We start from the raw sequence: 21,759 nt of genomic DNA on the forward strand, positions 1-21,759 counted from the left end.
ACGGCCTCAGTTAACGGCGTCCTTCGAACCACACAGTTACGGCTCTGAATGTACAAAATCCAATTAAAAAGCCAAGCCGGTGAACCCCATTGGATCGCCGAAAAAAATATCGCGCTCGGCTCAGCCGAAGATTGCACGATTATCGTACCCAGCGCCGAAGCCCATCACGCCCGTATCATTAGCCAAAACAACCACGCCATCCTGCGCGATAACCGCAGCCAGTCCGGCACCTTTATCAACGGACAACGCATCACCGAGAAAGAAATTTTTCCCGGCGACGTCATACGCATCGGCAAAGAAGAGCTGGTCATCCTAGGCCCTGGCGACTCGCTAAAAATGAACGCCGTAAGCCAAGACCACCTAGCCAATCGCTGGTGTTTGGTCAGCAACAGCAGTTGGTTGGCGGGCCAAGAATTCGTCATAACTCTCGGTATTTCCGCCATCGGGCGCGGCGCCCAGTGTGAGATAGTCATTCCCGGCACCCACTTATCGCGCCAGCACGCCGAGTTCGAACTGCACGAAGGCCAATTAAGAATTCGGGATTTAGGTTCTGCCAACGGCACCTTCGTCAATGAAAATCGCATTGAAGCCAACCAGCCCATTAGGCTAGTGCCGGGCGATAGGCTGCGCTTCGACGTGTACAGCTTTCAGGTGGTGGGGCCAGGCATGACCACCGGCAGCACCCGGCTGCGCCAACCGCTATCGGAAACCCAGCCGATCAACCGCAAGGCCGTGAGCAGTGACCCAAAAGCCTGGAAAACCAAGCCCACCTCGCCGGGCAATCGAGAAGAGCCGGTGCACAACACCAAAGGGCCGATTGCGGCCGCGGTGGTCTTTCTTATCATTACCGTTGCAGCCGGTTTATATCTCGCTTTTCAGATGTAATGCCTGCCAGTTCATCCTGTAGCTCATCCAGCATGAGGATGACGGCGCGCGAAAAATCATCACGAGCTTTTAGCCAAGCTATCAAACCGCAACTGAGGCGCCTTCTCTTTATATGTCAAGCACGGTCAAACAAGCGCTCAACAGTGGCGTGATACTAGATACCGCCAGCCTAGGCCCAAAGGATTTAAACCTCGAGCCACTGCTGTCGACATTGCCCGCTTGGCAAATGCACGCTGCCAGCGCACCGGACCAAGTGCCGGCGCGCATCGCCGGTCACGATCTTATCGTCACCAACAAAGTGGTGATTGACGCCGAACTCATGGCCGCCAACCCGCAGCTCAAGTTGATCTGCGTGGCCGCCACCGGCACTAACAATGTCGACCTCCAGGCGGCCAAGGCGCAGGGCATCACCGTGTGTAACGTGGTCAACTACGGGCCCAACTCCGTGGCCCAACACGCCTTGATGCTCATGCTCAACTTGGCCACCAATGCGCAGCGCTACCGCACCTCGGCAAACAACGGTGAATGGAGCAAAAGCCCGTTTTTTTGCTTGCTCGACTATCCCATCGTGGAATTGGCGGGTAAAAATTTGGGCATTGTTGGCTACGGCGTTTTAGGCCAACAAGTGGCACAACTGGGCCGCGCCCTCGGCATGAATGTTTTGATAAGCGCGCGACCAAACGCAACAGAGGTACCATCTGGCAGGGTCAGTTTTGCCCAGGTATTGGCGCAATCGGATGTGCTGTCATTGCACTGCCCGTTAACTGCCAGCACGGAAAAAATGATGAATAGCCAAACGCTGGCGCACATGAAACCGAGCGCGTTTTTGATCAATTGCGCGCGCGGCGGCTTGATTGATGAGCCGGCACTGGCGCTAGCACTGCGCGCTGGCCAGCTGGCCGGTGCAGGCCTCGATGTACTCAGCCAAGAGCCACCGCCAGCCAATCACCCGCTGCTGGCCGAAGATATCCCAAACCTAATACTAACGCCGCACACGGCCTGGGCCAGCCGTGAAGCACGGCAAAACTTGGTGGATATTATGACCGACAATATTGCGAATTTTATCGCCGGCAGGCCGCAAAACTGCGTTTAAATCTCGGTCTCATTTGAACCAATGACGGCGCGAGTAAGGTGGGACACACGACAAAAACACAGACACCCGCCTACCCCACCGCCAACACTAAGGCCGTGACATTGTCATCGGCGCCCTTCATTTTAGCGGTATCGATCAGCAAACGGGCAATGGCACCGGTTTCGCCGCCCAGCGCCAAACAGCGCCTCCAGTCCTGCGCGGTCAACACGTTCGATATCCCATCGCTGCAAAACACATAGCGATCCTTGGCCTGGGTTTTGTGCACCGCCAAGGAAAAATCGAAAGCTTGCTTGGCGCCCAGTGCGCGCGTCAACACGTGCTTACTCGACGGCGCGCCAGCCGCCTCGCCGAGATCGGCGTCCTCTAAAAAAGTATGATCTTTAGTTAGCCGCGACAATTCTCCGGTGCGCCAGCGATAGCAGCGGGAATCACCCACATGCAGCAGCGCCAACTGATCTTGCCAGGCAAAACCACACACCAAGGTGGTGCCCATGCGCGCTAACTCAGGTTGCTTGCGCTGCTCTGCTTGTAACCGGGTTTGCACCGCGCGGGCACTGGCCAACAAATGCTCGGCCACCGCCTCGGCGCTGGCGTCGCCGGCATTGGGCAGCCAAGGCTGCAAATGATAGAGAAACACTTCAAGCGCGAGGGTGCTGGCCACCTCGCCGCCGGTATAGCCACCCATGCCATCGGCCACCAAGGCCAGCGCCCAGCGCCGGTTTGTATCGAGTAGCCAATCGACGGCATCTTCATTGTGCTCGCGCCCGCCTCTGTCTGTGTGTCCGGCGATGGCCAGCTTATTCATACCTCGTCCTTCATTGAGTGCCCGAGTTGCCCTAACAATAAACCCCTGTAAGCCTTAAGAAACTGGCTCGGCCGCGTTTAACTGCGCGACCAGCTTCTGATGAATACCGCCAAAACCGCCGTTACTCATGATAACAATATGGCTGCCCGCACGGCGATTTGCCACTAATTGCTGCACCAAGGCATCGACATCGCTAGCCACGCTGGCCGGCTTTGTCGATGCGGCGGCTACGTCGCTGAGCGCCCAATCCGCACCCGCTGGCTGAAACCACACCACTTGATCGGCGGCTTGTGCGGCGGCCGCGAGCACCGCTTTATGCACCCCCATGCGCATGGTATTGGAGCGCGGCTCTATCACCGCAATAATCGGCTGCTCGCCCACCTGCGCGCGCAAGCCCGCCAGCGTGGTCTCAATAGCCGTGGGGTGGTGGGCGAAATCGTCGTACACCTTGACCCCGGCCACTTCGGCCAGCAAATCCATCCGGCGCTTCACCCCGGAAAATTCATTCAATGCCGCCACCGCCGTCTCTGGCCTCACCCCCACATGGTGCGCCGCGGCAATAGCCGAGAGCGCATTGCTGACGTTGTGCGCGCCGGTGTGGCACCAATTAACCGCGCCGGCGCTGACACCGGCACAGCTAACGGAAAAGTGCGAGCCATCCTCATTCAGCAAGGTGGACTGCCAATGGGCCTCCAGCACCTGCTCACTGCCCGTGCTCTGCTGCTCACTCCAGCAACCCATCGCCAACACCCGCTGTAGATTTTGATCCAGTGCCGGGCTAATGATCCGGCCATTGCCCGGTACTGTGCGCACGAGATGGTGAAATTGGCGCTCAATCGCCGCCAAGTCGGGGAAGATATCGGCGTGATCAAACTCTAAATTATTCAACACACAGGTGCGGGCGCGGTAGTGGACAAATTTGGAGCGCTTATCGAAAAACGCGCTGTCGTATTCATCGGCCTCGACCACAAAAAACGGCGTATCGCCCAAGCGCGCCGAGACGCCAAAATTTTTCGGCACACCGCCGATTAAAAAGCCCGGCGCCATGCCGGCATAGTCGAGAATCCAGGCGAGCATGGCACTGGTGGTGGTTTTGCCGTGGGTTCCAGCCACGGCGAGTACCCAGCGCTCATCGAGCAGGTGATCGCGCAGAAACTGTGGCCCGGAAGTAAAGGGAATTTGCGTTTCGAGCAGCGCCTCAACCAGCGAATTGCCGCGGGACATAGCATTGCCCACCACAACTAGATCGGGTGCAGGGCTCAGTTGTGCTGGGTCAAATCCCTGAATTAACTCAATACCCGCCTGTTGCAGCTGATCGCTCATGGGCGGGTAGACATTGGCATCGCAACCGGTCACACGCAGGCCTTTGGCCTTGGCCAACTGCGCGAGGGAGCCCATAAAAGTGCCGCAAATACCTAAGATGTGAATGTGCATAACAGAATTGTGCCTTACTGCTGTTTTGGCGCAGCTTACCATGGGGCCATGAACTAACCTATGGAGGGCCAGTTGATTTTGAGCCCCATCAAAGCCCGCACAAACAGACCGATGAGGCCAGCAAAACCAACCCTATTAAGCCAAAATTCACCTGCATTCTGAGGGCGATTCCAGTATCATGCGCGACCTTAAAAGGCGGCACCGCAACACACCAGATCGCCATTACGATCGCACAGACGATCTCATACAACTAGCGACGAGACGAGTAACCCATGGCTAAGATGAATGCGTTTTACGCGCAATCAGGCGGTGTAACGGCAGTGATAAATGCCAGCGCCTGCGGTGTGATAGAAACAGCACGCCAACACAAAGACAAAATCGGCAAGGTGTACGCCGGCCACAACGGTATCATCGGCGCCCTGCGCGAAGAGCTGATCGATACCAGCAAAGAAACCCCCAGCACCATTGCAGCGCTGCGCCACACGCCCTCCGGCGCCTTTGGCTCCTGCCGCTACAAGCTCAAGAGCCTGGAGCAAAACCGCGCCGAGTACGAGCGCCTGATCGAAGTGTTCAAAGCCCACAACATCGGCTACTTCTTCTACAACGGCGGCGGCGATTCAGCCGACACTTGCTTGAAAGTGTCACAACTGTCGAAGACCTTGGGCTACCCGATTCAAGCCATCCACATTCCCAAAACCGTCGATAACGACCTGCCCTTTACCGACAACTGCCCAGGCTTCGGCTCGGTGGCCAAGTATGTTGCAGTATCGATCAAAGAGGCCGGCCTCGATGTGGCCTCTATGTGCGACTCCTCCACCAAGGTATTTATCTTGGAAGTGATGGGCCGCCACGCTGGCTGGATTGCCGCCGCCGGTGGTTTAGCCGCCGAGCAGGAAGGCGATTCACCGCACATTATTCTGTTCCCAGAAATCGCCTTCGACAAAGCCAAGTTTTTAAAGCGCGTGGACGAGTGCGTGAAAAAATTTGGCTTCTGCGCCATCGTTGCTTCCGAGGGCGCACAATACGCCGACGGCAGTTTCTTAGCCGACTCCGGCACCGTCGATGCCTTCGGCCACAAGCAACTCGGTGGCGTAGCTCCTACCCTGGCCACCATGGTGCGCCAAGAACTGGGCTTAAAATACCACTGGGCGCTAGCAGATTATTTACAGCGCGCCGCGCGCCACATCGCCTCGGGTACCGATGTGGAGCAAGCCTATGCCGTGGGTAAAGCCGCGGTTGAAATGGCTGTGGCAGGCAAAAGCGGTGTGATGCCGGCAATCATTCGCGGCAAGGGCAAGCGCTACAGCTGGAGCATCGGCGAAGCGCCGCTGGATCAAGTGGCCAATGTGGAGCGCAAAATGCCGCGCTCATTCATCAGCAAAGACGGCTTTAGCATTACCGAACAAGCGCGCGAATATTTACTACCGCTGATTCAAGGTGAAGATTACCCACCCTATAAAAACGGCCTACCGGTTTACGCGCGCCTGAAAAAAGTAAAAGCAGAAAAGAAAACCAAAACCGTTTTTAAGGTGTAATTTTTTTCAGCTGCAAGGCGGGGGGCCGCCCCCTACAAGCTACAAGCTACAAGCTACAAGCTACAAGCTACAAGCTACAAGCTACAAGCTACAAGCTACAAGCTACAAGCTACAAGCTACAAGCTACAAGCTACAAGCTACAAGCTACAAGCTACAAGTCAGGATGACGCAAAAAATCAGGCCCGCAAGGGCCTTTTTTCGTTAATTGCAAAGGCCGACTTGCGGGGGCAGGCCATCCTGCTGCGGGGTCCGGCTTGCGGCTTGCGGCTTGCGGCTTGCGGCTTGCGGCTTGCGGCTTGCGGCTTGCGGCTTGCGGCTTGCGGCTTGCGGCTTGCGGCTTGCGGCTTGCGGCTAAGATCATCGCCCCTCCCCCCACAATGCCTCAAGCCTTTTATCCCGACCACACCCGTGCCGGTAATACTTGTAGCGCAGCGGATTGCGTAAGTAATAATCCTGATGGTAATCCTCGGCTGGGTAAAACTCGGTTGCCGCTTCCAGGGTTGTGGCAACGGGTGCCCCCAAGGTTTTGCTCACTTGGGCTTTGGTCTGTTGTGCAAGAGCAAGCTCCTGCTCATTGCGGTAAAAAATCGCCGAGCGGTACTGGCTACCCTTATCGCAAAACTGACCCTTGGCATCGAGCGGATCGATATTGCGCCAGAAAATAGCCAACAACGCTTCATAATTGACCTTGGCCGGATCGTAGGTAATTTGCACCGCCTCGGCATGCCCGGTGACACCCGCCGACACCTGCTCATAGGTGGGGTTAGCGCGCTGCCCGCCGATGTAGCCAGACACGGTTTTACTCACCCCATCGACCTCATCAAACGGCTTTTCCATACACCAAAAGCAACCGCCAGCAAAAATTGCCAGCGCCGTTTCCTGCGCCTTCGCACCCACGGCCACCGCCATCAACATCACGCACACGCCAACACGCGTCAACATAGACTCACTCCTGAACACCATTTTGTCTAACGATTTGATGATGGTGCTCGGAAATTGTTACGGCGGAGAAAGTTTAGAGCGCTACAAGTAGCAAGCAGCAAGCAGCAAGCATAATTATCATTGCGACGCTCGTCGCCACCAGACACGGTAGGTAGCAAATAAAAAAGGAGACAGTATTTCGCCCCCCTTTTTATCTCTGTCGCAAACGCTAGGCCAACAGCGGTGCAATCACCAAGCTGACAATAGCCATAACGTTGATGAGAATATTCATCGCCGGCCCAGAGGTATCTTTGAAGGGATCGCCCACTGTGTCGCCCACTACAACAGCCTTGTGTACATCGGAGCCCTTGCCGCCAAAGTTACCTTTTTCTACGTATTTCTTGGCGTTATCCCAAGCGCCACCGGCATTGGCCATGGTTAAGGCTAACAGCACACAGGAGATCAGCGCGCCGCCCAACATGCCGCCGAGTACCTGCGGCCCCAGCACGAAGCCAACCACCACGGGCGAGGCCACCGCCAGCACGCCGGGCAGAATCATCTTGCGCAGTGCCGCTTGGGTGGCGATATCCACACAGCGGTCGCTGTCCGGCTTAGCCGTGCCCTCCATAAGGCCTGGGATTTCTTTAAACTGTCGACGAATTTCCTTAATCATATCGAAGGCGGCATCGCCCACGGCGCGCATGGTGATGGCCGACACCAAGAAGGGAAACAAGCCGCCGATAAACATCCCGGTGAGCACCCGCGGGTCGTCCAGGCGCAGGGCAAAACCCGGCACATGGCGCTCTACGGTGGCGATGAAGGCGGCGATAATAGCCAGCGCCGCAAGACCGGCGGCGCCGATGGCAAAGCCTTTGCCGATGGCCGCGGTGGTGTTGCCCACCTCGTCTAAGCCATCGGTGATTTTGCGCGTATCCTCGCCTAAGCCAGCCATCTCGGCGATACCACCGGCGTTATCGGCCACTGGGCCATAGGCATCGATGGCCATGGTGATACCGACAGTGGACAGCATACCCACGGCGGCCATACCAACACCGTAAACGCCACAGCCCTCGGGCAGTACCGCGGCGGTGGCGAAAATGATGCCGGCAATCACCAACACTGGTACCACCACCGACTCCATACCGGTCGCGAGCCCCGCAATCATCACCGTCGCGGGCCCAGTTTCACCACCCTTGGCAATTAGACGCACAGGCTTGCCGCCGGTGTAATACTCAGTCACCAAGCCGATAAAGATACCGCCCACAGCACCGAACATCACACACCACCAAACAGCGGCGCTGATGCCCTGCCAGCGCAAGAGAAAATACGCAGCGCCAATGAGAATTAAGGTGGCGCCAATGGTGCCGGAGCGCAACGCCATGGCCGGGGCATTGGCAGACATCAACCTAACAATGATGATGCCTAAAATAGAGCAAATTAAGCCTACGGAAGCCAGCGCCAAGGGTGCAAACATCAGCGCCTCGCGCTCGGGTGCCAGCTGCTGCCATTGGAGCATAGTCATGGTTGCAGCAATGGCGATGGTAGCGATAATCGAGCCACAATAAGACTCGAAGATATCCGAGCCCATACCGGCCACATCGCCGACGTTATCGCCCACGTTATCGGCAATAACGCCAGGGTTTCTCGGGTCGTCCTCGGGAATGCCGGCTTCAATTTTGCCCACCAAATCCGCGCCCACATCGGCGCTCTTGGTGAAGATGCCGCCACCGACACGGGAGAATAACGCCACCGTGGAGGCCCCCATACCGAAGCCATGAATGGCTTCCGCGTGGTGCGGGTCGCCACCAAACCAAAGATACAAGGCGCCTAAACCTAACAGCCCCATCGCCGCCACGGCCAAGCCCATCACCGAGCCGCCGTAGAAAGCGACGTTCAAAGCTGTGGCCGCTCCCTCATTTTTTGCCGCCACGGTGGTTCGCACATTGGCTTTGGTGGCCGTGTGCATACCAATAAGGCCGGCAGTAGCAGAGCACAGTGCACCCACCACAAAAGCCACGGGTGTGCGCCAGCCGCCAAAGCCTATGGCTAATAAAACCGTCACAACCAATAGAAACAAACCTAAGATGGAATACTCGCGGCGCATAAAAACCATGGCGCCCTTGTGAATCAATGCGGCAATTTCGGCAACCTGCCCCTCCCCTGCAGGATACGAAACGATAATGCGGTAAATAATAAATGCGACCACTAATCCAGCCAGCCCGAATAGGGGCGGCAACAGCAGGATATCCATAGAAAACCCTCGTAATTGTTATAGTTGGGGCCCTACCTGATACATCTACCTCTTATCTCTACAATCAACATCAACGTCTTACCGCCCGACAATCAGCTCCTTGCTGTAGATCCCAATGTAAGTGGCCGATTGTCGGGGTACACCGGATTGCACTCAGGTAACTCGGCCACTGAGGAACATAGTAGGGCAGTCCCTAGGCGCCAGCAAATGACTTAGGTTGTTTTATCGACAGCGTTTAAGCCGCGCCGAGGCTGTGGTAGACTCTGCGCCCCAAATTTTAGCTTCCAAGTGGAATGTGTTATGAGCCTGCATCTGGTGCCCTCTGGCAAGAATCTGCCCGACGATCTTAACGTCATCATTGAAATCCCCCTCAACGGCGACCCTATCAAATATGAAGTGGACAAAGACTCTGGCGCGATTTTCGTAGACCGGATGTTAGGCACGGCCATGCACTACCCCTGCAACTACGGCTACGTTCCCCACACCCTGTGTGGCGATGGCGATCCAGTCGATGTACTGGTGATCATGCCCTTGGCCTTAATCCCAGGTTCCGTGGTGCGCTGCCGCCCTATCGGCGTGCTGAAAATGACCGATGAATCCGGCGAAGATGCAAAAATCGTTGCCGTGCCACACGACAAAATCACGCCACTCTACCAAGGCGTAGAATCCGTACGCGATCTGCCGGAAATTACCCTGAACCAAATTGCTCACTTCTTCGAACACTACAAAGATTTAGAGAAGGGCAAGTGGGTCAAAATCGAAGGTTGGGGCGGCCCAGAGGAAGCCCGCAAAGAAATCATGGAATCGGTCAAGCGCTACGAAGAACTGCCAGAGAAGCCACGATTCTAATCATAGGTAGAGAGAAGCCACGCTTCTCAGCACTCGACCTTTCGACATAAAAAAGCCTCCCACGGGAGGCTTTTTTATGTCCAAGTAACGGAATATTCCACTAGCGCAACAGCGCCGCAAGCAACTTTTTAATCTGCCAAGCGAATACCACTGGTATCTGGCGCCGGCGGCGCTGGCTCTTTTGGCAGCTGCCCAAGATCGGACCCAGCAGGCGCTAGATCGACATCTAGGTCAGCAACTACCACCGCCTCGGCGACTTCTTTGTACTGTGCCTCAACCAACTCAACACCTGGCTCGGAGATATCGAATTCAACGTCGGCCACCTGCACCGGCGCCATGCGCTCAATCTCATTCTCATCCACCAAACTCCCTTCGAGTGGGCGCAGTTCAAAATTCACTTGGGCTACAGGCGCACTGGGCTCCACTGCCTGCTTGCGTTCTTCGTCGGTTAACAAAAAGCCACCCACGGGCACCAAACTTAAACCCGCTGGCGCCGGCGGGGCCGGCGCTTCATCGGGTTGCGTTGCAGGTTCCGCCTTTGCCACCGGCCGCGGCCGCGCCGGTGGCGCCTTTAACGTACCCGCCTCGCGTATCTCCACCAAGGCGCCGGCTTGGGCCAATACTTTCTTGTATTTCTCGGCGCTGAGCTGATCCACATCTTTCTTTAATGCCACCGGCGCGCCGGAAAATAACGGTTCAATTTGCGCCAGCTCGCGCTTAAACAGCGCCGCCAAGCGCTGCTTTACCTGCGGTAAAACTTGGCCAGGGGCAATATCTCCGCGAAACACAATATCAAAACGCCCGTCACTCATAATCTTACTTCTCAGCTGCAATACAGTTAGTTTTGCCCAATGTCAGCCATCATGCAATGCCTGTAAGAAATCACTGACACAGATTGCCCCTTTAAGCCACTAGAGGGTTTTAGCCAACCCGTTAGACTTAGCAACATACTAAAAATAGAAGTACCAGGGATGAACTGCCATGCGCCAACCGTTGTTTACAACCAATCAGTCATTGGATGACACGCTATCGCAATCGACCATAGGCGCAGAGATTCGCCGCCTAGAAAAACAAATCCATAGATTGCAACAAGCCACCGAACCCGACACCGCCGGCATTGCTGCATTGGCTAACCAATTGCGCGAAAGAATCATGGTGCTGAACTGGAGCCGCGGGCACCGCTAGAATTATTTGTGATTGCGGTCACAGGCTCCCTTGCAGTCCCCCCTACTTACCTTATAATTCGGCCTCTATAAAAAAGACCCCGCAATACGGCTGAGGTCTTTCATCTCCTTGCGAGGTCCTTTGTGTTACGTTGGCAATTGATTGTTGCTCTACCCCTAGCCCTAAGCGGCTGTCAGCTTTTTCAGACACCGGCACCTGAGGCTCCTGTCGTCGTTGAAGCACCCGTTTGCCCCGCACCGCCAGAACCCGTCGTCTGTCCTGAGCCCGTGGAAATCGTAAAAGAATGCCCTGCCATCGCTGAAGTTGCCCCAGCGCCCGCTCCGGTGATTAAAAAGCCGGCGCCAGCTAAACCCGCGGCACCTAGCCGAATTGGTAACAACCAACTATTGGTCATTGGTGTTGCCGAAAACATTACCCTCGACCCGCCTGGGGTCAAAGTCAAAGCCCGCATCGATACCGGCGCCGAAACCTCGTCACTGCACGCATCGAATATCATTCCCTTCGAGCGCGACGGCGAGCGTTGGGTGCGCTTCGAATTTAGCCCCAACGAAGATGCCGAAACGATAACCATTGAGCGCCCACTCTCGCGCAAAGTAAAAATAAAACGCCACGATGCCGATTCAGCCCGTCGACGGGTTGTGGAAATGCGGGTTCGTCTCGGCGATATTGATGAAGAGATTGAAGTTACCCTCACCGACCGCTCCGAATTTTCCTACCCTATGCTCATCGGTAGAAATTTCCTGACTGACAATGCCGTGGTTGACGTCTCTAAAAGTTTTAGTATTCGTTAAGCTTATGCACAGTTAGCTTTTTCCAAACCTCTATCATTCGACCCACACTGGTCTAACTATGAAAGCACGTTTTCAGCTCTATGTTGTCGCTGCCATTCTCGCCATAGTGGGCTTGAGTGGTGCACTGTACAAAAATCTAAACCTAGGCTTTCCGCTCTGGCCAGGCGAATCTAAAAATGTCTGGACGCTACAATCGAAAATAGATTTCCAACCCTCTGGCGACCCCATTGAAGTTACCCTTGCGCTGCCGGAAAAAAGCAGCAATGGGGTAATCATCGATGAGAATTTTTCCTCGTCTGGCTTTGGCTTCGTTATCTTTGAAGAAGGTGAGCAGCGCTACGCGCGCTGGACCCGTCGCGAAGCGCCGAGCAAAAATGTTATCTCCCTCAATTATAAATTGCAGGTTGTACACGACAACAGCAAACTCAGTCAGCCCAACGCGCCAGAAGGCGAAGTAGAAAAGTTACGCACTTTCCCAAGCGAGCGAGAATCTTTGCGCTTGATGCTAGATCGCTTGTCGCAAGAATCGGCCACCGACGCCAGCTTCACCCAATTAATGCTCGGCCGATTAAATGCCAGAGAAAAAAGTCAAGACGTCGCCTACCTGCTCTCGGTCAATAACGACCAGGTTATGGACGTAGCTTTTAAGCTACTGTCCTATAAAGGCATTCACTTCCAAACCATCAAAGGTTTACAGCTAGAAGACGGGCGGCGCCGAGCCAATTATTCCGAGTTATTAGAAATTTATTCCAACGGTCAATGGATTCAATTCAATCCAACCACCGGTGAAAAGGGCCTACCCAGCGATTTCCTTATCTGGCAGCGCGGCGGCATATCTTTGCTCGACGTGATTGGCGGCATCAACTCCAAAGTAGAATTTTCCATGGTGGTCAATACGGTGCCCGCGCGTACCGTGGCAATGATGCAGGATTTGTCCAATCAAGCCGCGCTGATCGATATGAGTATCTACTCGCTACCGGTGGAACAACAAGGCGTTTTTAAAACCTTGCTGCTAATTCCCATCGGCGCCTTAGTGGTGGTATTCCTGAGAATTATCGTCGGTTTGCCCACCTCGGGCACTTTCATGCCTATATTGATCGCGCTGGCGTTTATCGAAACCGGCTTACTGGCCGGCCTGCCCATGTTTATTCTGGTGGTGGGTGTTGGCCTCTGGATTCGCTACTACCTCAGCCACTTAAATTTATTATTGGTGGCCAGGGTATCGGCGGTCATCATCGTGGTCATTGGTCTGATGGCATTTTTCAGTATCGCCAGTTATAAACTCGGCATCGTCTCGGCCATGAGCGTGACCTTTTTCCCGACTATTATTCTGGCCTGGACCATCGAGCGTATGTCCACCTTGTGGGAGGAGGAAGGCCCGCGCGATGTGGTGAAACAGGGTGGCGGCAGTTTGCTGGTTGCCGTCATTGCTTACGGTTTAATGACCAATAGCATTGCTAAACATTTAACCTTTAACTTCCCAGAATTATCTTTGGTGTTACTGGCGTTAATCTTAGTGATCGGTCAATACAATGGTTATCGCCTAAGCGAGCTGTACCGTTTTAGGCACATGGTGTTCGGCCAAAAAGCGCAGGTTAAATAATCATGGGCTGGTTTGCTTGGCCATCAAAGCTCCGCGAAGCCGGCGTGTTGGGCATGAATCGCCGCAACGTCGAATGCATTCTGCGCTACAACAAGCGCAGCCTCTACCCGTTGGTAGATAACAAACTCAAAACCAAATTAGCGGCCCAACAAGCCGGCATTGCCGTGCCAGAATTAATCGGTGTGATCGAACACCAGTTTCAGGTGAAAGGTGTATTAACACTCATCGGCGAGCGCACCCAGTTTGTAATCAAGCCCGTACAGGGCAGTGGCGGTAAAGGCATATTGGTGATTGTCGGGCGCGAAGGCGATCAGTTTATTAAGCCGTCGGGCCAGCGGGTTACTTATGATTATTTACAGCGGCACATCTCAGATACGCTATCGGGATTATTCAGCCTCGGCGGTCGCCCCGACCAAGCGATGCTGGAAGCGCTGATTAATTTCGACGAGGCGTTAAGCCAATACAGCTACGAAGGTGTGCCCGATGTGCGCGTGGTGGTTTATCGCGGCTATCCCGTCATGGCCATGATTCGCTGCGCCACGCACAGTTCCGACGGCAAGGCAAACCTGCACCAAGGTGCGGTAGGTGTTGGTTTAAATCTGGCCGACGGCAGCGCTATCTGCGCGGTACAAAACGGCGAGCCAGTGGATAAACACCCAGACACCGGCTCGGTGTTTAACGAGCTGAAAGTGCCGCTCTGGCAAGACATTTTGGTACTCGCCGCCGGCGCTCACGAAATGACCGGCCTTGGCTACCTCGGTGCCGACATTGTGCTGGATAAAATTTATGGGCCGCTGGTGTTGGAACTCAATGCACGGCCCGGCTTATCCATACAAGTGGCCAATCAACAGGGGTTATTGAACCGTCTACATAGAATCGACGAGCAATGTTTGCTGGGTCCCATCGCAATTGAAGAGCGCGTTAAATTTTCACAAGACGCGTTTGGCAAACAGCCTTAGCTAGTCATCGTCCGACATGGAGTGATTCATCTCCCGCGCAGGGCTTTCCGATTTAGGTTTACCCACCACCGTTGCCGGCACGCCGGCAACGGTGGTATGCGCGGCCACGTCGCTTAACACAACACTGCCCGCAGCAATTTTTGCGCCCTGGCCGATGCAAATATTGCCGAGCAATTTAGCCCCCGCGCTGATCAACACCCCAGAGCCTATTTTGGGGTGTCTATCGCCCTTGGCATAACCACTGCCGCCCAGTGTGACGCCGTGCAATAGCGACACATCGTCACCCACCACCGCCGTTTCGCCAATCACCACACCGGTGGCGTGATCGATCATGATACCGGTGCCCAATTTAGCGGCTGGGTGAATATCCACACAGAAGGTTTGCGATATTTGGTTTTGAAAAAACAACGCCAAGGCGCGGCGTTTATCGTTCCACAGCGCGTGGGCAATTCGGTAGGCCTGTAGCGCATGAAAGCCTTTGAAGTACAGCAGCGGCATCAAGTGGTGGCTGCAGGCGGGGTCGCGCTCGACACAAGCGAAAATATCTTTTTTAACCGCCATTAAAATCTCGGGTGACTGACTCAATACCTCTTCGATCACTTGGCGCACTAAAATGGCCGGCAAATGAAGACTATCGAGTTTCTGCGCCAAAATAAAACTGAGCGACGCGGAAAAATCGGCGTGGTGTAAAATAGCGCCGTGAAAAAAACTCGCCAAGTTGGGCTCGGCGGCGCTAAAGTATTTGGCCTCCGCCTGAATGGTTTGCCAGAGTTCCGTGGTCAATTGCCTTCCCCTTCGGTTAACCCCAGCAGTGTAACTAAGTCGGCCATTCGGGAAAACTCCGTGACCAAGGATGCATCAAAATTCTCGAGCTGTGCTAACTCGGCCGCCGACATATCGCGCTGGGCCACATACCAAAACACCTGCATTCCGGCCGCGACAGCTGCTTGAACGCCCAATAGCGAATCTTCTATCACCACGCACTGCGCCGGCGCAAAGCCCATCGTCTGTGCCGCCTTAAGAAATAAGTCCGGTGCGGGCTTGCTGCGCTTCACGTCTGTGGCGCTAAATAGCCGAGGCTTAAAATTTTCCAGCACACCGGTTGCACCCAAGGTGGTGTGCATTTTCGTAAAATCACCGGCCGAGGCGACACAAAATGCTTGATCCTGACGCCGCATCAATTCCAACACCAGCGCAACACCCTCGACTGGCTTAACACCCTGCAAGGCCAACAAGGTTTCCGCTTGCATGGCCTGCCAGAACTGCGCGGCCTGATCTGGTGACGTTAACCACTGGCCAATTTTGTCGATGCACATAGCCGCCGAGCAGCCGCGAAACACACGCTGTACCTGAGCCTCCGTCATCTGGATACCGGCGCGGCACAAATGCTCGGTCAAAATTCGATTGCCCACGGGCTCGCTGTCGACCAACACGCCGTCGCAATCAAAAATAACAAGTCGAGGCTGGCTGGCCGACGTTAGCGGCCGCGATAGTTGATGCAAAATGACCAATCCTTAAGCTCTAGGCCTGATAGCGCTGATACAAGTCGGGTAGCCGCGCCATAATCTGTGATTTCAATTCTATATCCGATGCGGCCAGCAAATCCCTAAGCCGGTCGAGTGAGTAATGCTTGGCGTAGTCGGCGGACAGGGGCGCGTAACTTAAATGCCAGGGCTCGGGCGCAACGCCGCCGAGATCCAGCGCGTAGGGCCGAACAAACGCCGCCTGAGCGGCGAGATAACTTTCTAGCCAAGTATAAAAGCCGGCCATGGGGCCCTCGCATTCGGCCACCGTTAACTGCAACTGGTAGCCATCCTGACAAATACTGCGATCGTAGATGTCTATCTCGGTACCCCAGTGATGGCGCGACATGCCGGGCAAGGCGGACCAGCGCAAAATGGCGTGCAGCAAGGCAGACGCCGATAACCGGCTGATATCCAGTACCTGCCCAGCAACATCCAACACCGGCCTCGCGCCCTGCGCCTTGGCGTTAAATATATGCAGTTGCCGCGCAAAGCTCCGGTGGCCGCTGGCAATAGCGAGATCGAACCCAGCCGCAGAAGCCGCCTCAGCCAGCCTTTCTAGCGGCTCAACCAAGGCCGGTTGCACCTGAGCGCCTAGGCAGGTGACTAAGGGCGGCGGGTCTATGCCGTAAAGTATTTGCGGATTCAAAGTGAATTCTGTTTCCATGAGTGATTGCGCTTATCAAATCTCTCGGTATTATAGCGATTGGACATATAAGCTACATGCCCGCCAGCCAACAGGCCAGCAAAAATAAGAATAAGCCCATTTAGGAGAGGAACAGAATGACGGCTAGTCATGGGGATTTACTCCAACTCAAAAACCTCGGCGCCGCCTCGGTCAATATTTTGCGCGCCATTGGGGTCAACTCCTACGAAGATCTAAAAGCGATGGGGCCGGTCAATGCCTACTGTCGAATTAAGGCCCGTGGTATTAATGTCTCCAAGGTAATGCTATATGCTTTACAGGGCGCGCTAACGGATACCCATTGGAATGATCTCGCGCCCGATCTGAAAGCTAGGCTGGTGGAAGAGGCCGAAAACGAGACTGCCCTCACATAGATAACTGTCAGTGAACGGCCAGTTAGCGTGCAACTCAGGCTACACTTAGCCTTGCACCTATCACTGCAAGCAACCGAGCAAAGACCATGTATTTATCCGACAACGATTCAGCCCAACTCACTGACTTGAGCAGTAAGCTGAAGGGGCTCACTGAACTCTTGTTAAAGGATTGCCCGCAGGGCGAAACCATTTCTGTCAGCCACAGCGCCGACCTGTTCGATGCCAGGCCCGTCTCTCAACTGCTTCTAATCACCTCGGGCAGCATCCACTTGGAGCACCAAGGCAACGAAGTAGTACAATACGAAACCGGCGACCTGCTCGGTCTGTCCCGATCGCTGCAATTGCCAGAGGGCAAATTGGTTGCCAACCAAGCTAGCTTTACCAGTATCAACCGCGATGACCTGATCGCGCACGTAAACGCCAGCGCCGAATTGCAAAAACATTGGGCCTATTATCTGATTTGCCTGTGTACCTATTTTAAGGAAGCACTGACCCAAGAAAAGCGCGGCCAGTTTCAACCCAGCACCGGCTTTTTATCCTTTAGCGAGGGCGAGACTATTATTGCCCAGGGCGACTCCGCCGATTGCGTCTACACCCTGCTCGAGGGCACCGCCATGGCCACCCGCGATGGTATCAAGGTTGGCGAAGTGAAAAGAGATGAAATTTTTGGCGCCCTCGCCGTGTTTACCCGCCAAGCCCGCAACGCCAGTGTCATCGCCACATCAGACTGCTCGGTGATGGCGGTGCGCAAGGAAGATTTTATCGATCTGGTTGAACACCAACCGCAAATTTGTATCGGCTTGATCGAAGAAATGGCCGACAAAATCAACCAGTTAAACCAGCAGATCGCCGCTCGACATTAAACCTGCTTCGCTATTGAATTTTTCCAAATCATCGCCATCTAATAGGTCGTTGGGTGCACTATCGCGCCCGTCACTATGAGGATGTATCGTGTTGCGAATCGGTTTGTTTCTACTCACTAACCTAGCCATCATTTTGGTTGCCAGTGTGGTGTTGAGCTTGCTTGGCGTGAATTCTTATTTCGAGGCTAACGGCTCCGGTCTCAACCTCACCTCCCTGCTTATATTCTGCGCCGTGTTCGGCTTCGCTGGCAGCTTTATATCGCTGCTGATCTCGAAGTGGATGGCCAAGCGCGGCACCGGCACCCGTATCATCGAACAACCACGCACCGAACAAGAGCAATGGTTGGTCACCACGGTCAAACGCTTGGCCGATAAAGCTAACATCGGCATGCCCGAAGTGGGCATTTTTCCCGCCAAAGAATCCAATGCCTTTGCCACCGGCTGGAATCGAAACGCGGCGCTAGTCGCCGTTAGCCAGGGCTTGCTCGACCGATTTAGCCGAGACGAAGCCGAGGCCGTATTAGCCCATGAAATTGGCCACGTCGCCAACGGCGATATGATTACCCTAACCCTGATTCAAGGCGTGGTGAACACCTTCGTCATGTTCTTCGCTCGCATCATCGGCAGCACCGTCGACCGCGCGGTATTTAAAAATGAAAACGGCCACGGTATCGCTTTCTATATCACCACCTTCGTGGCGGAAATCGTACTGGGCTTCCTCGCCTCTATGATTGTGATGCGCTTTTCCCGCTGGCGTGAATTTCGCGCCGACGCCGCCGGCGCCCATCTCGCCAGCCGCAACGGTATGATTGGCGCACTGGCACGGTTAAAAGCCGAACAGGATGCACACGTTGCCTCCACCATGCCCGATAGCCTTTACGCTTTTGGTATCAGCAGTGGCTTCAAACAATCCATGAGCGCGTTATTCTCTAGCCACCCACCGCTGGAAGCGCGTATTAGGGCGCTCAAACAAGCGGCTTAAGTTTTCGCTTTCGCGCTACACCAACCTAGCCACTGGGCCGCAACAGGAACCTGTTGCGGCCTTACGCTTTCAACAGACGCTGCACTTGCAACACGCCTAGCGATAACCCTTATACTCACACCACAGACCAACAACTGACACGAAAAGGAATCTGCGTGGCATTCATTCCGCTTTGCCCAACCGATGCCATCGGCGCCAATACCAGCAAGCAGTTTGCCGAGCGCGGCGTTAAATTGTTTGTGGTGAATGAGCGCGGGGTGTTTTACGCCTACCGCAACCGCTGCCCACATTTAGGCATCGAGCTGCAGTGGCAAGAGGATAAGTTTTTAGATTTCGATGGCGAGATGATTCAGTGCTCAACCCACGGTGCACTGTTTTTAATGCACAGCGGCGAATGCGTCGCCGGCCCCTGTCGCGGCAAAAGCCTAGAGGCAATTAGCTGCACCGTGATCAACCAACAGGTGTGTGTCGACTTAGACGAACTGGGCTTAAGCCAACAACAATAAACCTCAGCTCAATAGGTCTAACAACAGCTTTCATAGCCAAGCTAAACAATCGCTGCACAATCGCGAGGCTAGCGCGCCGAACCTAAGCCAAGAGCACAGGTAGAGGTTTCAGCAAGCGAATTTCCTGCGCCGATAAATGCGCGCCATAGGCCAACACCTCAACACCCTTAGCGGCCGCCTCGCGCAGCAATGTGCCGTACACTGGGTCGATATGATCGGCCGGGGCGACGCGAGTAATACCCGTGTGCTGCACGCAAAACAGCAACACCGCTCTATGCCCCTGCTCCACCATCGCCATTAATTCGCGCAAATGTTTTGCGCCGCGGCTACTTACGGCATCGGGGAAGAAACCCAAGCCATCGCCCTCGTGCAAGGTGACATTTTTCACCTCCACATAACACTTGGGTAAGCCCTGCGCCTCCAGTAAAAAATCAATGCGCGAATTTTCCGCGCCGTATTTTACTTCGGCGCTGATGCTATCGTAATCGGCCAAGCTAGCCACCCCCTTATGCGCCAACAACTCGGCCACTAGGGCATTGGCGCGGTGGGTATTAATACCCGCTAAAAAACCATCGGGCGTGGTGGCAATCTCCCAGGTCTCAGGGTACTTGCGCGTCTTGGACGCCGATACCGAATACCAACAGGGGGAATCCGGCGCCAAACAGGCGCGCATTGAGCCAGTATTGGGGCAATGAATCGTTTTCACCTCGCCCGAAGGCAAACGAATATCAGCGAGAAAACGTTTGTAACGCTTTATTAAATGCGCCTGTTGCAGTGCCGGCTCTAATTTCATAGCGTCTATTGATGGTTTTTTAACCAACCTCAAATAAATTACCGCGCCAGTTTAGCATTAACGTAGGCCACCGGCGGCAAGCTAAAACAGTGGCCAGCGCAGATAGAATCTGGTAGTTTGCTGCCTTCCAAACGGGGGGTACTTGAAATTTAATTTCCCACCCCCATTCTGCATAACCCGGAAGTTATAGAAGAGGCGTCAACATGCCCAAACATGCAGCTAAAGAGTCAGCACTAGAAGGCTCAAGCTTCACACCCTACAAGGAGAAGAAGGGTGAGGAGTACATGAATGAATCTCAGCGGGATCACTTCAAAAGCATCCTGCTGAACTGGAAGCGTGAACTCATGGAAGAAGTCGACCGCACCATGAGCCATATGAAAGATGAAGCTGCCAACTTCCCAGACCCAGCCGACCGCGCTAGCCAGGAAGAAGAGTTCAGCCTCGAGTTGCGCACCCGCGATCGCGAGCGCAAGTTGATCAAGAAAATCGACAGCACCATCGAGCTTATCGAGCAAGATGATTACGGTTACTGCGAAACCTGTGGTGTTGAAATTGGTATTCGGCGACTAGAAGCCCGTCCAACAGCGACCCTGTGCGTCGACTGTAAGACGCTGGCGGAAATCAAAGAAAAGCAGATTGGTGGCTAAACGCCTGCCAATACACACAAAGGGCGATCTATCGCCCTTTGTCGTTTCTAGGCACTGGTTCTCAGTCTTAGGCCTCCACTACCTCAACTGCACCGGTGAATTGATCGCCGTCCACGCCCAGCATGTCTTCCCTAGCTAAATTACGCCAGTACCGAGGCCGTTTCGCGCCCTCGCCCACAGGCCCGTTACATTTCGGCAGCCTGCTGGCCGCCTTGGCCAGTTACTTAGATGCGCGCGCCCACCAGGGTACCTGGTTAATTCGCATGGAGGACTTAGACCCGCCGCGCGAGCAAGCCGGTGCCAGCCAAGCCATCTTAGAAGCGCTAGCGACGCACGGGCTCAGGGCCGACGAACCGGTGCTGTTTCAAAGCCAGCGCCTGACCGCCTATGAATCGATTCTGCAAAAACTCGACAGCAAGGGCCTGATCTACCTCTGCAGTTGCAATAGAAACCGGCTCGCCGCACTCGGGCGGGTCTACGATCGGCACTGCTTGCACACGCCACCGGCCGCCGGCGAAACCGTCGCCTGGCGCATAAAGTTGCCGCAACCGGAACAAGCGGTCAGCTTTGAAGACGCCATCCAAGGCCAGCAAAGCCAAACCCCGGCCTCCGATTTCGGCGATTTTATCCTCAAGCGCAAAGACGGCTTGCACGCCTATCAATTAGCCGTCGTGGCCGACGACATCTACCAAGGCATTAGTCACGTGGTACGCGGTTCAGACTTATTGGAAGTGAGCGCTCGCCAACAACTATTGTTCCAACTATTGGGCGAACCAGCGCCAGCCTGGGCCCACATACCGGTGATCAACAACAGCCACGGGCAAAAGCTCAGCAAGCAAAATCACGCCCCAGCGCTGGACCTAAGCACACCGCAATACAACCTCATTCACGCCCTGCGCTTGCTCGGCCAAGCGCCGCCCACATCGCTACTCCACGGCTCAGTGGAGGCACTACTGCACTGGGGCCGAGCCAACTGGTCGCTGGCCAAGGTGCCGAAGACGCTGGCGCAAACCGACCCGCTGTTTAGTCGCTAGGGTCAAATGCGATGATGTCCGCCCCACGCAGAGGGATAAGT

At 54.9% G+C, this 21,759-nt stretch carries 23 protein-coding genes; 14 read left to right on the forward strand and 9 right to left on the reverse strand.

Going from position 1 to position 21,759, the window contains the following annotated elements; all coding sequences use genetic code 11:
- Window positions 1–48: 48 nt before the first annotated feature.
- Complete coding sequence (locus QWY82_RS18700; protein WP_290265401.1) at window positions 49–885, forward strand: FHA domain-containing protein; 837 nt, start codon at window positions 49–51, stop codon at window positions 883–885.
- A 112-nt stretch (window positions 886–997) separates the two neighbouring features.
- Window positions 998–1,978, forward strand: coding sequence for a D-2-hydroxyacid dehydrogenase (locus QWY82_RS18705; RefSeq protein WP_290265402.1), 981 nt, complete (start codon window positions 998–1,000; stop codon window positions 1,976–1,978).
- Window positions 1,979–2,048: 70 nt separating this feature from the next.
- On the opposite strand, the gene QWY82_RS18710 is transcribed toward QWY82_RS18705, so the two are convergent.
- Both QWY82_RS18710 and mpl read right to left on the reverse strand, forming a co-directional pair.
- Window positions 2,049–2,783: a PP2C family protein-serine/threonine phosphatase gene (locus QWY82_RS18710; RefSeq protein ID WP_290265403.1), complete on the reverse strand. Its 735-nt coding sequence runs from the start codon at window positions 2,781–2,783 to the stop codon at window positions 2,049–2,051.
- 54 nt (window positions 2,784–2,837) lie between these two features.
- A complete protein-coding gene (mpl, locus tag QWY82_RS18715) occupies window positions 2,838–4,217 on the reverse strand; it encodes a UDP-N-acetylmuramate:L-alanyl-gamma-D-glutamyl-meso-diaminopimelate ligase (protein ID WP_290265405.1) in 1,380 nt (459 codons plus the stop codon).
- A gap of 272 nt (window positions 4,218–4,489) precedes the next feature.
- Between mpl and QWY82_RS18720 the strand changes: the two genes are divergently transcribed.
- Window positions 4,490–5,752, forward strand: a complete 1,263-nt coding sequence (locus QWY82_RS18720; protein ID WP_290265406.1) for a 6-phosphofructokinase — start codon at window positions 4,490–4,492, stop codon at window positions 5,750–5,752.
- A gap of 357 nt (window positions 5,753–6,109) precedes the next feature.
- On the opposite strand, the gene msrA is transcribed toward QWY82_RS18720, so the two are convergent.
- Both msrA and QWY82_RS18730 read right to left on the reverse strand, forming a co-directional pair.
- Window positions 6,110–6,694 (reverse strand): peptide-methionine (S)-S-oxide reductase MsrA, encoded by a 585-nt coding sequence (gene msrA / locus QWY82_RS18725; protein ID WP_290265407.1) that lies wholly within the window; start codon window positions 6,692–6,694, stop codon window positions 6,110–6,112.
- A gap of 208 nt (window positions 6,695–6,902) precedes the next feature.
- Window positions 6,903–8,924: a sodium-translocating pyrophosphatase gene (locus QWY82_RS18730; RefSeq protein WP_290265409.1), complete on the reverse strand. Its 2,022-nt coding sequence runs from the start codon at window positions 8,922–8,924 to the stop codon at window positions 6,903–6,905.
- 300 nt (window positions 8,925–9,224) lie between these two features.
- Between QWY82_RS18730 and ppa the strand changes: the two genes are divergently transcribed.
- On the forward strand, window positions 9,225–9,773 hold the full coding sequence (gene ppa, locus QWY82_RS18735; RefSeq protein WP_290265410.1) for an inorganic diphosphatase: 549 nt from the start codon (window positions 9,225–9,227) through the stop codon (window positions 9,771–9,773).
- Window positions 9,774–9,901: 128 nt separating this feature from the next.
- Here ppa and QWY82_RS18740 read toward each other — a convergent pair whose 3' ends face one another.
- Window positions 9,902–10,585, reverse strand: a complete 684-nt coding sequence (locus tag QWY82_RS18740; protein WP_290265412.1) for a hypothetical protein — start codon at window positions 10,583–10,585, stop codon at window positions 9,902–9,904.
- Between the two features lie 169 nt (window positions 10,586–10,754).
- On the opposite strand from QWY82_RS18740, the gene QWY82_RS18745 reads away from it, so the two are divergent.
- From QWY82_RS18745 to QWY82_RS18760, 4 genes are all read left to right on the forward strand, one after another.
- Window positions 10,755–10,958 carry a hypothetical protein gene (locus QWY82_RS18745; protein WP_290265413.1) on the forward strand — a complete coding sequence of 68 codons (204 nt, stop codon included), beginning with the start codon at window positions 10,755–10,757 and terminating at the stop codon, window positions 10,956–10,958.
- A 122-nt stretch (window positions 10,959–11,080) separates the two neighbouring features.
- Window positions 11,081–11,749 carry an ATP-dependent zinc protease family protein gene (locus QWY82_RS18750; protein WP_290265414.1) on the forward strand — a complete coding sequence of 223 codons (669 nt, stop codon included), beginning with the start codon at window positions 11,081–11,083 and terminating at the stop codon, window positions 11,747–11,749.
- Window positions 11,750–11,807: 58 nt separating this feature from the next.
- On the forward strand, window positions 11,808–13,352 hold the full coding sequence (locus QWY82_RS18755) for an inactive transglutaminase family protein (RefSeq protein WP_290265416.1): 1,545 nt from the start codon (window positions 11,808–11,810) through the stop codon (window positions 13,350–13,352).
- Between the two features lie 2 nt (window positions 13,353–13,354).
- Window positions 13,355–14,311 carry an alpha-L-glutamate ligase-like protein gene (locus QWY82_RS18760; protein WP_290265417.1) on the forward strand — a complete coding sequence of 319 codons (957 nt, stop codon included), beginning with the start codon at window positions 13,355–13,357 and terminating at the stop codon, window positions 14,309–14,311.
- On the opposite strand, the gene cysE is transcribed toward QWY82_RS18760, so the two are convergent.
- From cysE to QWY82_RS18775, 3 genes are read right to left on the reverse strand one after another with little or no spacing between them, the layout of a single operon-like run.
- Window positions 14,312–15,094: a serine O-acetyltransferase gene (gene cysE / locus QWY82_RS18765; protein ID WP_290265418.1), complete on the reverse strand. Its 783-nt coding sequence runs from the start codon at window positions 15,092–15,094 to the stop codon at window positions 14,312–14,314.
- Window positions 15,091–15,813, reverse strand: a complete 723-nt coding sequence (locus QWY82_RS18770; RefSeq protein WP_290265419.1) for an HAD family hydrolase — start codon at window positions 15,811–15,813, stop codon at window positions 15,091–15,093. The genes cysE and QWY82_RS18770 overlap by 4 nt, the downstream gene beginning before the upstream one ends.
- A gap of 19 nt (window positions 15,814–15,832) precedes the next feature.
- Entirely contained in the window at window positions 15,833–16,501 is a 669-nt protein-coding gene (locus tag QWY82_RS18775; protein WP_290265420.1) for a M15 family metallopeptidase, read from the reverse strand.
- A 116-nt stretch (window positions 16,502–16,617) separates the two neighbouring features.
- On the opposite strand from QWY82_RS18775, the gene QWY82_RS18780 reads away from it, so the two are divergent.
- The 4 genes from QWY82_RS18780 to QWY82_RS18795 all read left to right on the forward strand — a co-directional run bounded on the left by QWY82_RS18780 (window position 16,618) and on the right by QWY82_RS18795 (window position 19,244).
- Window positions 16,618–16,893 carry a TfoX/Sxy family protein gene (locus tag QWY82_RS18780; protein WP_290265421.1) on the forward strand — a complete coding sequence of 92 codons (276 nt, stop codon included), beginning with the start codon at window positions 16,618–16,620 and terminating at the stop codon, window positions 16,891–16,893.
- An 86-nt stretch (window positions 16,894–16,979) separates the two neighbouring features.
- Window positions 16,980–17,756, forward strand: a complete 777-nt coding sequence (locus QWY82_RS18785; RefSeq protein ID WP_290265422.1) for a Crp/Fnr family transcriptional regulator — start codon at window positions 16,980–16,982, stop codon at window positions 17,754–17,756.
- A gap of 88 nt (window positions 17,757–17,844) precedes the next feature.
- Entirely contained in the window at window positions 17,845–18,738 is an 894-nt protein-coding gene (gene htpX / locus QWY82_RS18790; protein WP_290265423.1) for a protease HtpX, read from the forward strand.
- Between the two features lie 155 nt (window positions 18,739–18,893).
- Window positions 18,894–19,244 carry a Rieske (2Fe-2S) protein gene (locus tag QWY82_RS18795; protein WP_290265424.1) on the forward strand — a complete coding sequence of 117 codons (351 nt, stop codon included), beginning with the start codon at window positions 18,894–18,896 and terminating at the stop codon, window positions 19,242–19,244.
- Window positions 19,245–19,326: 82 nt separating this feature from the next.
- Here QWY82_RS18795 and sfsA read toward each other — a convergent pair whose 3' ends face one another.
- The gene (sfsA, locus tag QWY82_RS18800; RefSeq protein WP_290265425.1) at window positions 19,327–20,037 is read right to left on the reverse strand and encodes a DNA/RNA nuclease SfsA; all 711 of its coding nucleotides are present in this window, start codon (window positions 20,035–20,037) and stop codon (window positions 19,327–19,329) included.
- 203 nt (window positions 20,038–20,240) lie between these two features.
- On the opposite strand from sfsA, the gene dksA reads away from it, so the two are divergent.
- Together dksA and gluQRS are read left to right on the forward strand one after the other, a co-directional pair.
- Window positions 20,241–20,684 (forward strand): RNA polymerase-binding protein DksA, encoded by a 444-nt coding sequence (gene dksA, locus QWY82_RS18805; RefSeq protein WP_290265426.1) that lies wholly within the window; start codon window positions 20,241–20,243, stop codon window positions 20,682–20,684.
- Window positions 20,685–20,806: 122 nt separating this feature from the next.
- Complete coding sequence (gluQRS, locus tag QWY82_RS18810) at window positions 20,807–21,718, forward strand: tRNA glutamyl-Q(34) synthetase GluQRS (RefSeq protein WP_290265427.1); 912 nt, start codon at window positions 20,807–20,809, stop codon at window positions 21,716–21,718.
- The last annotated feature ends 41 nt before the right edge of the window (window positions 21,719–21,759 follow it).

It is taken from the genome of Simiduia curdlanivorans (genome assembly GCF_030409605.1).
GTDB lineage: Bacteria > Pseudomonadota > Gammaproteobacteria > Pseudomonadales > Cellvibrionaceae > Simiduia > Simiduia curdlanivorans.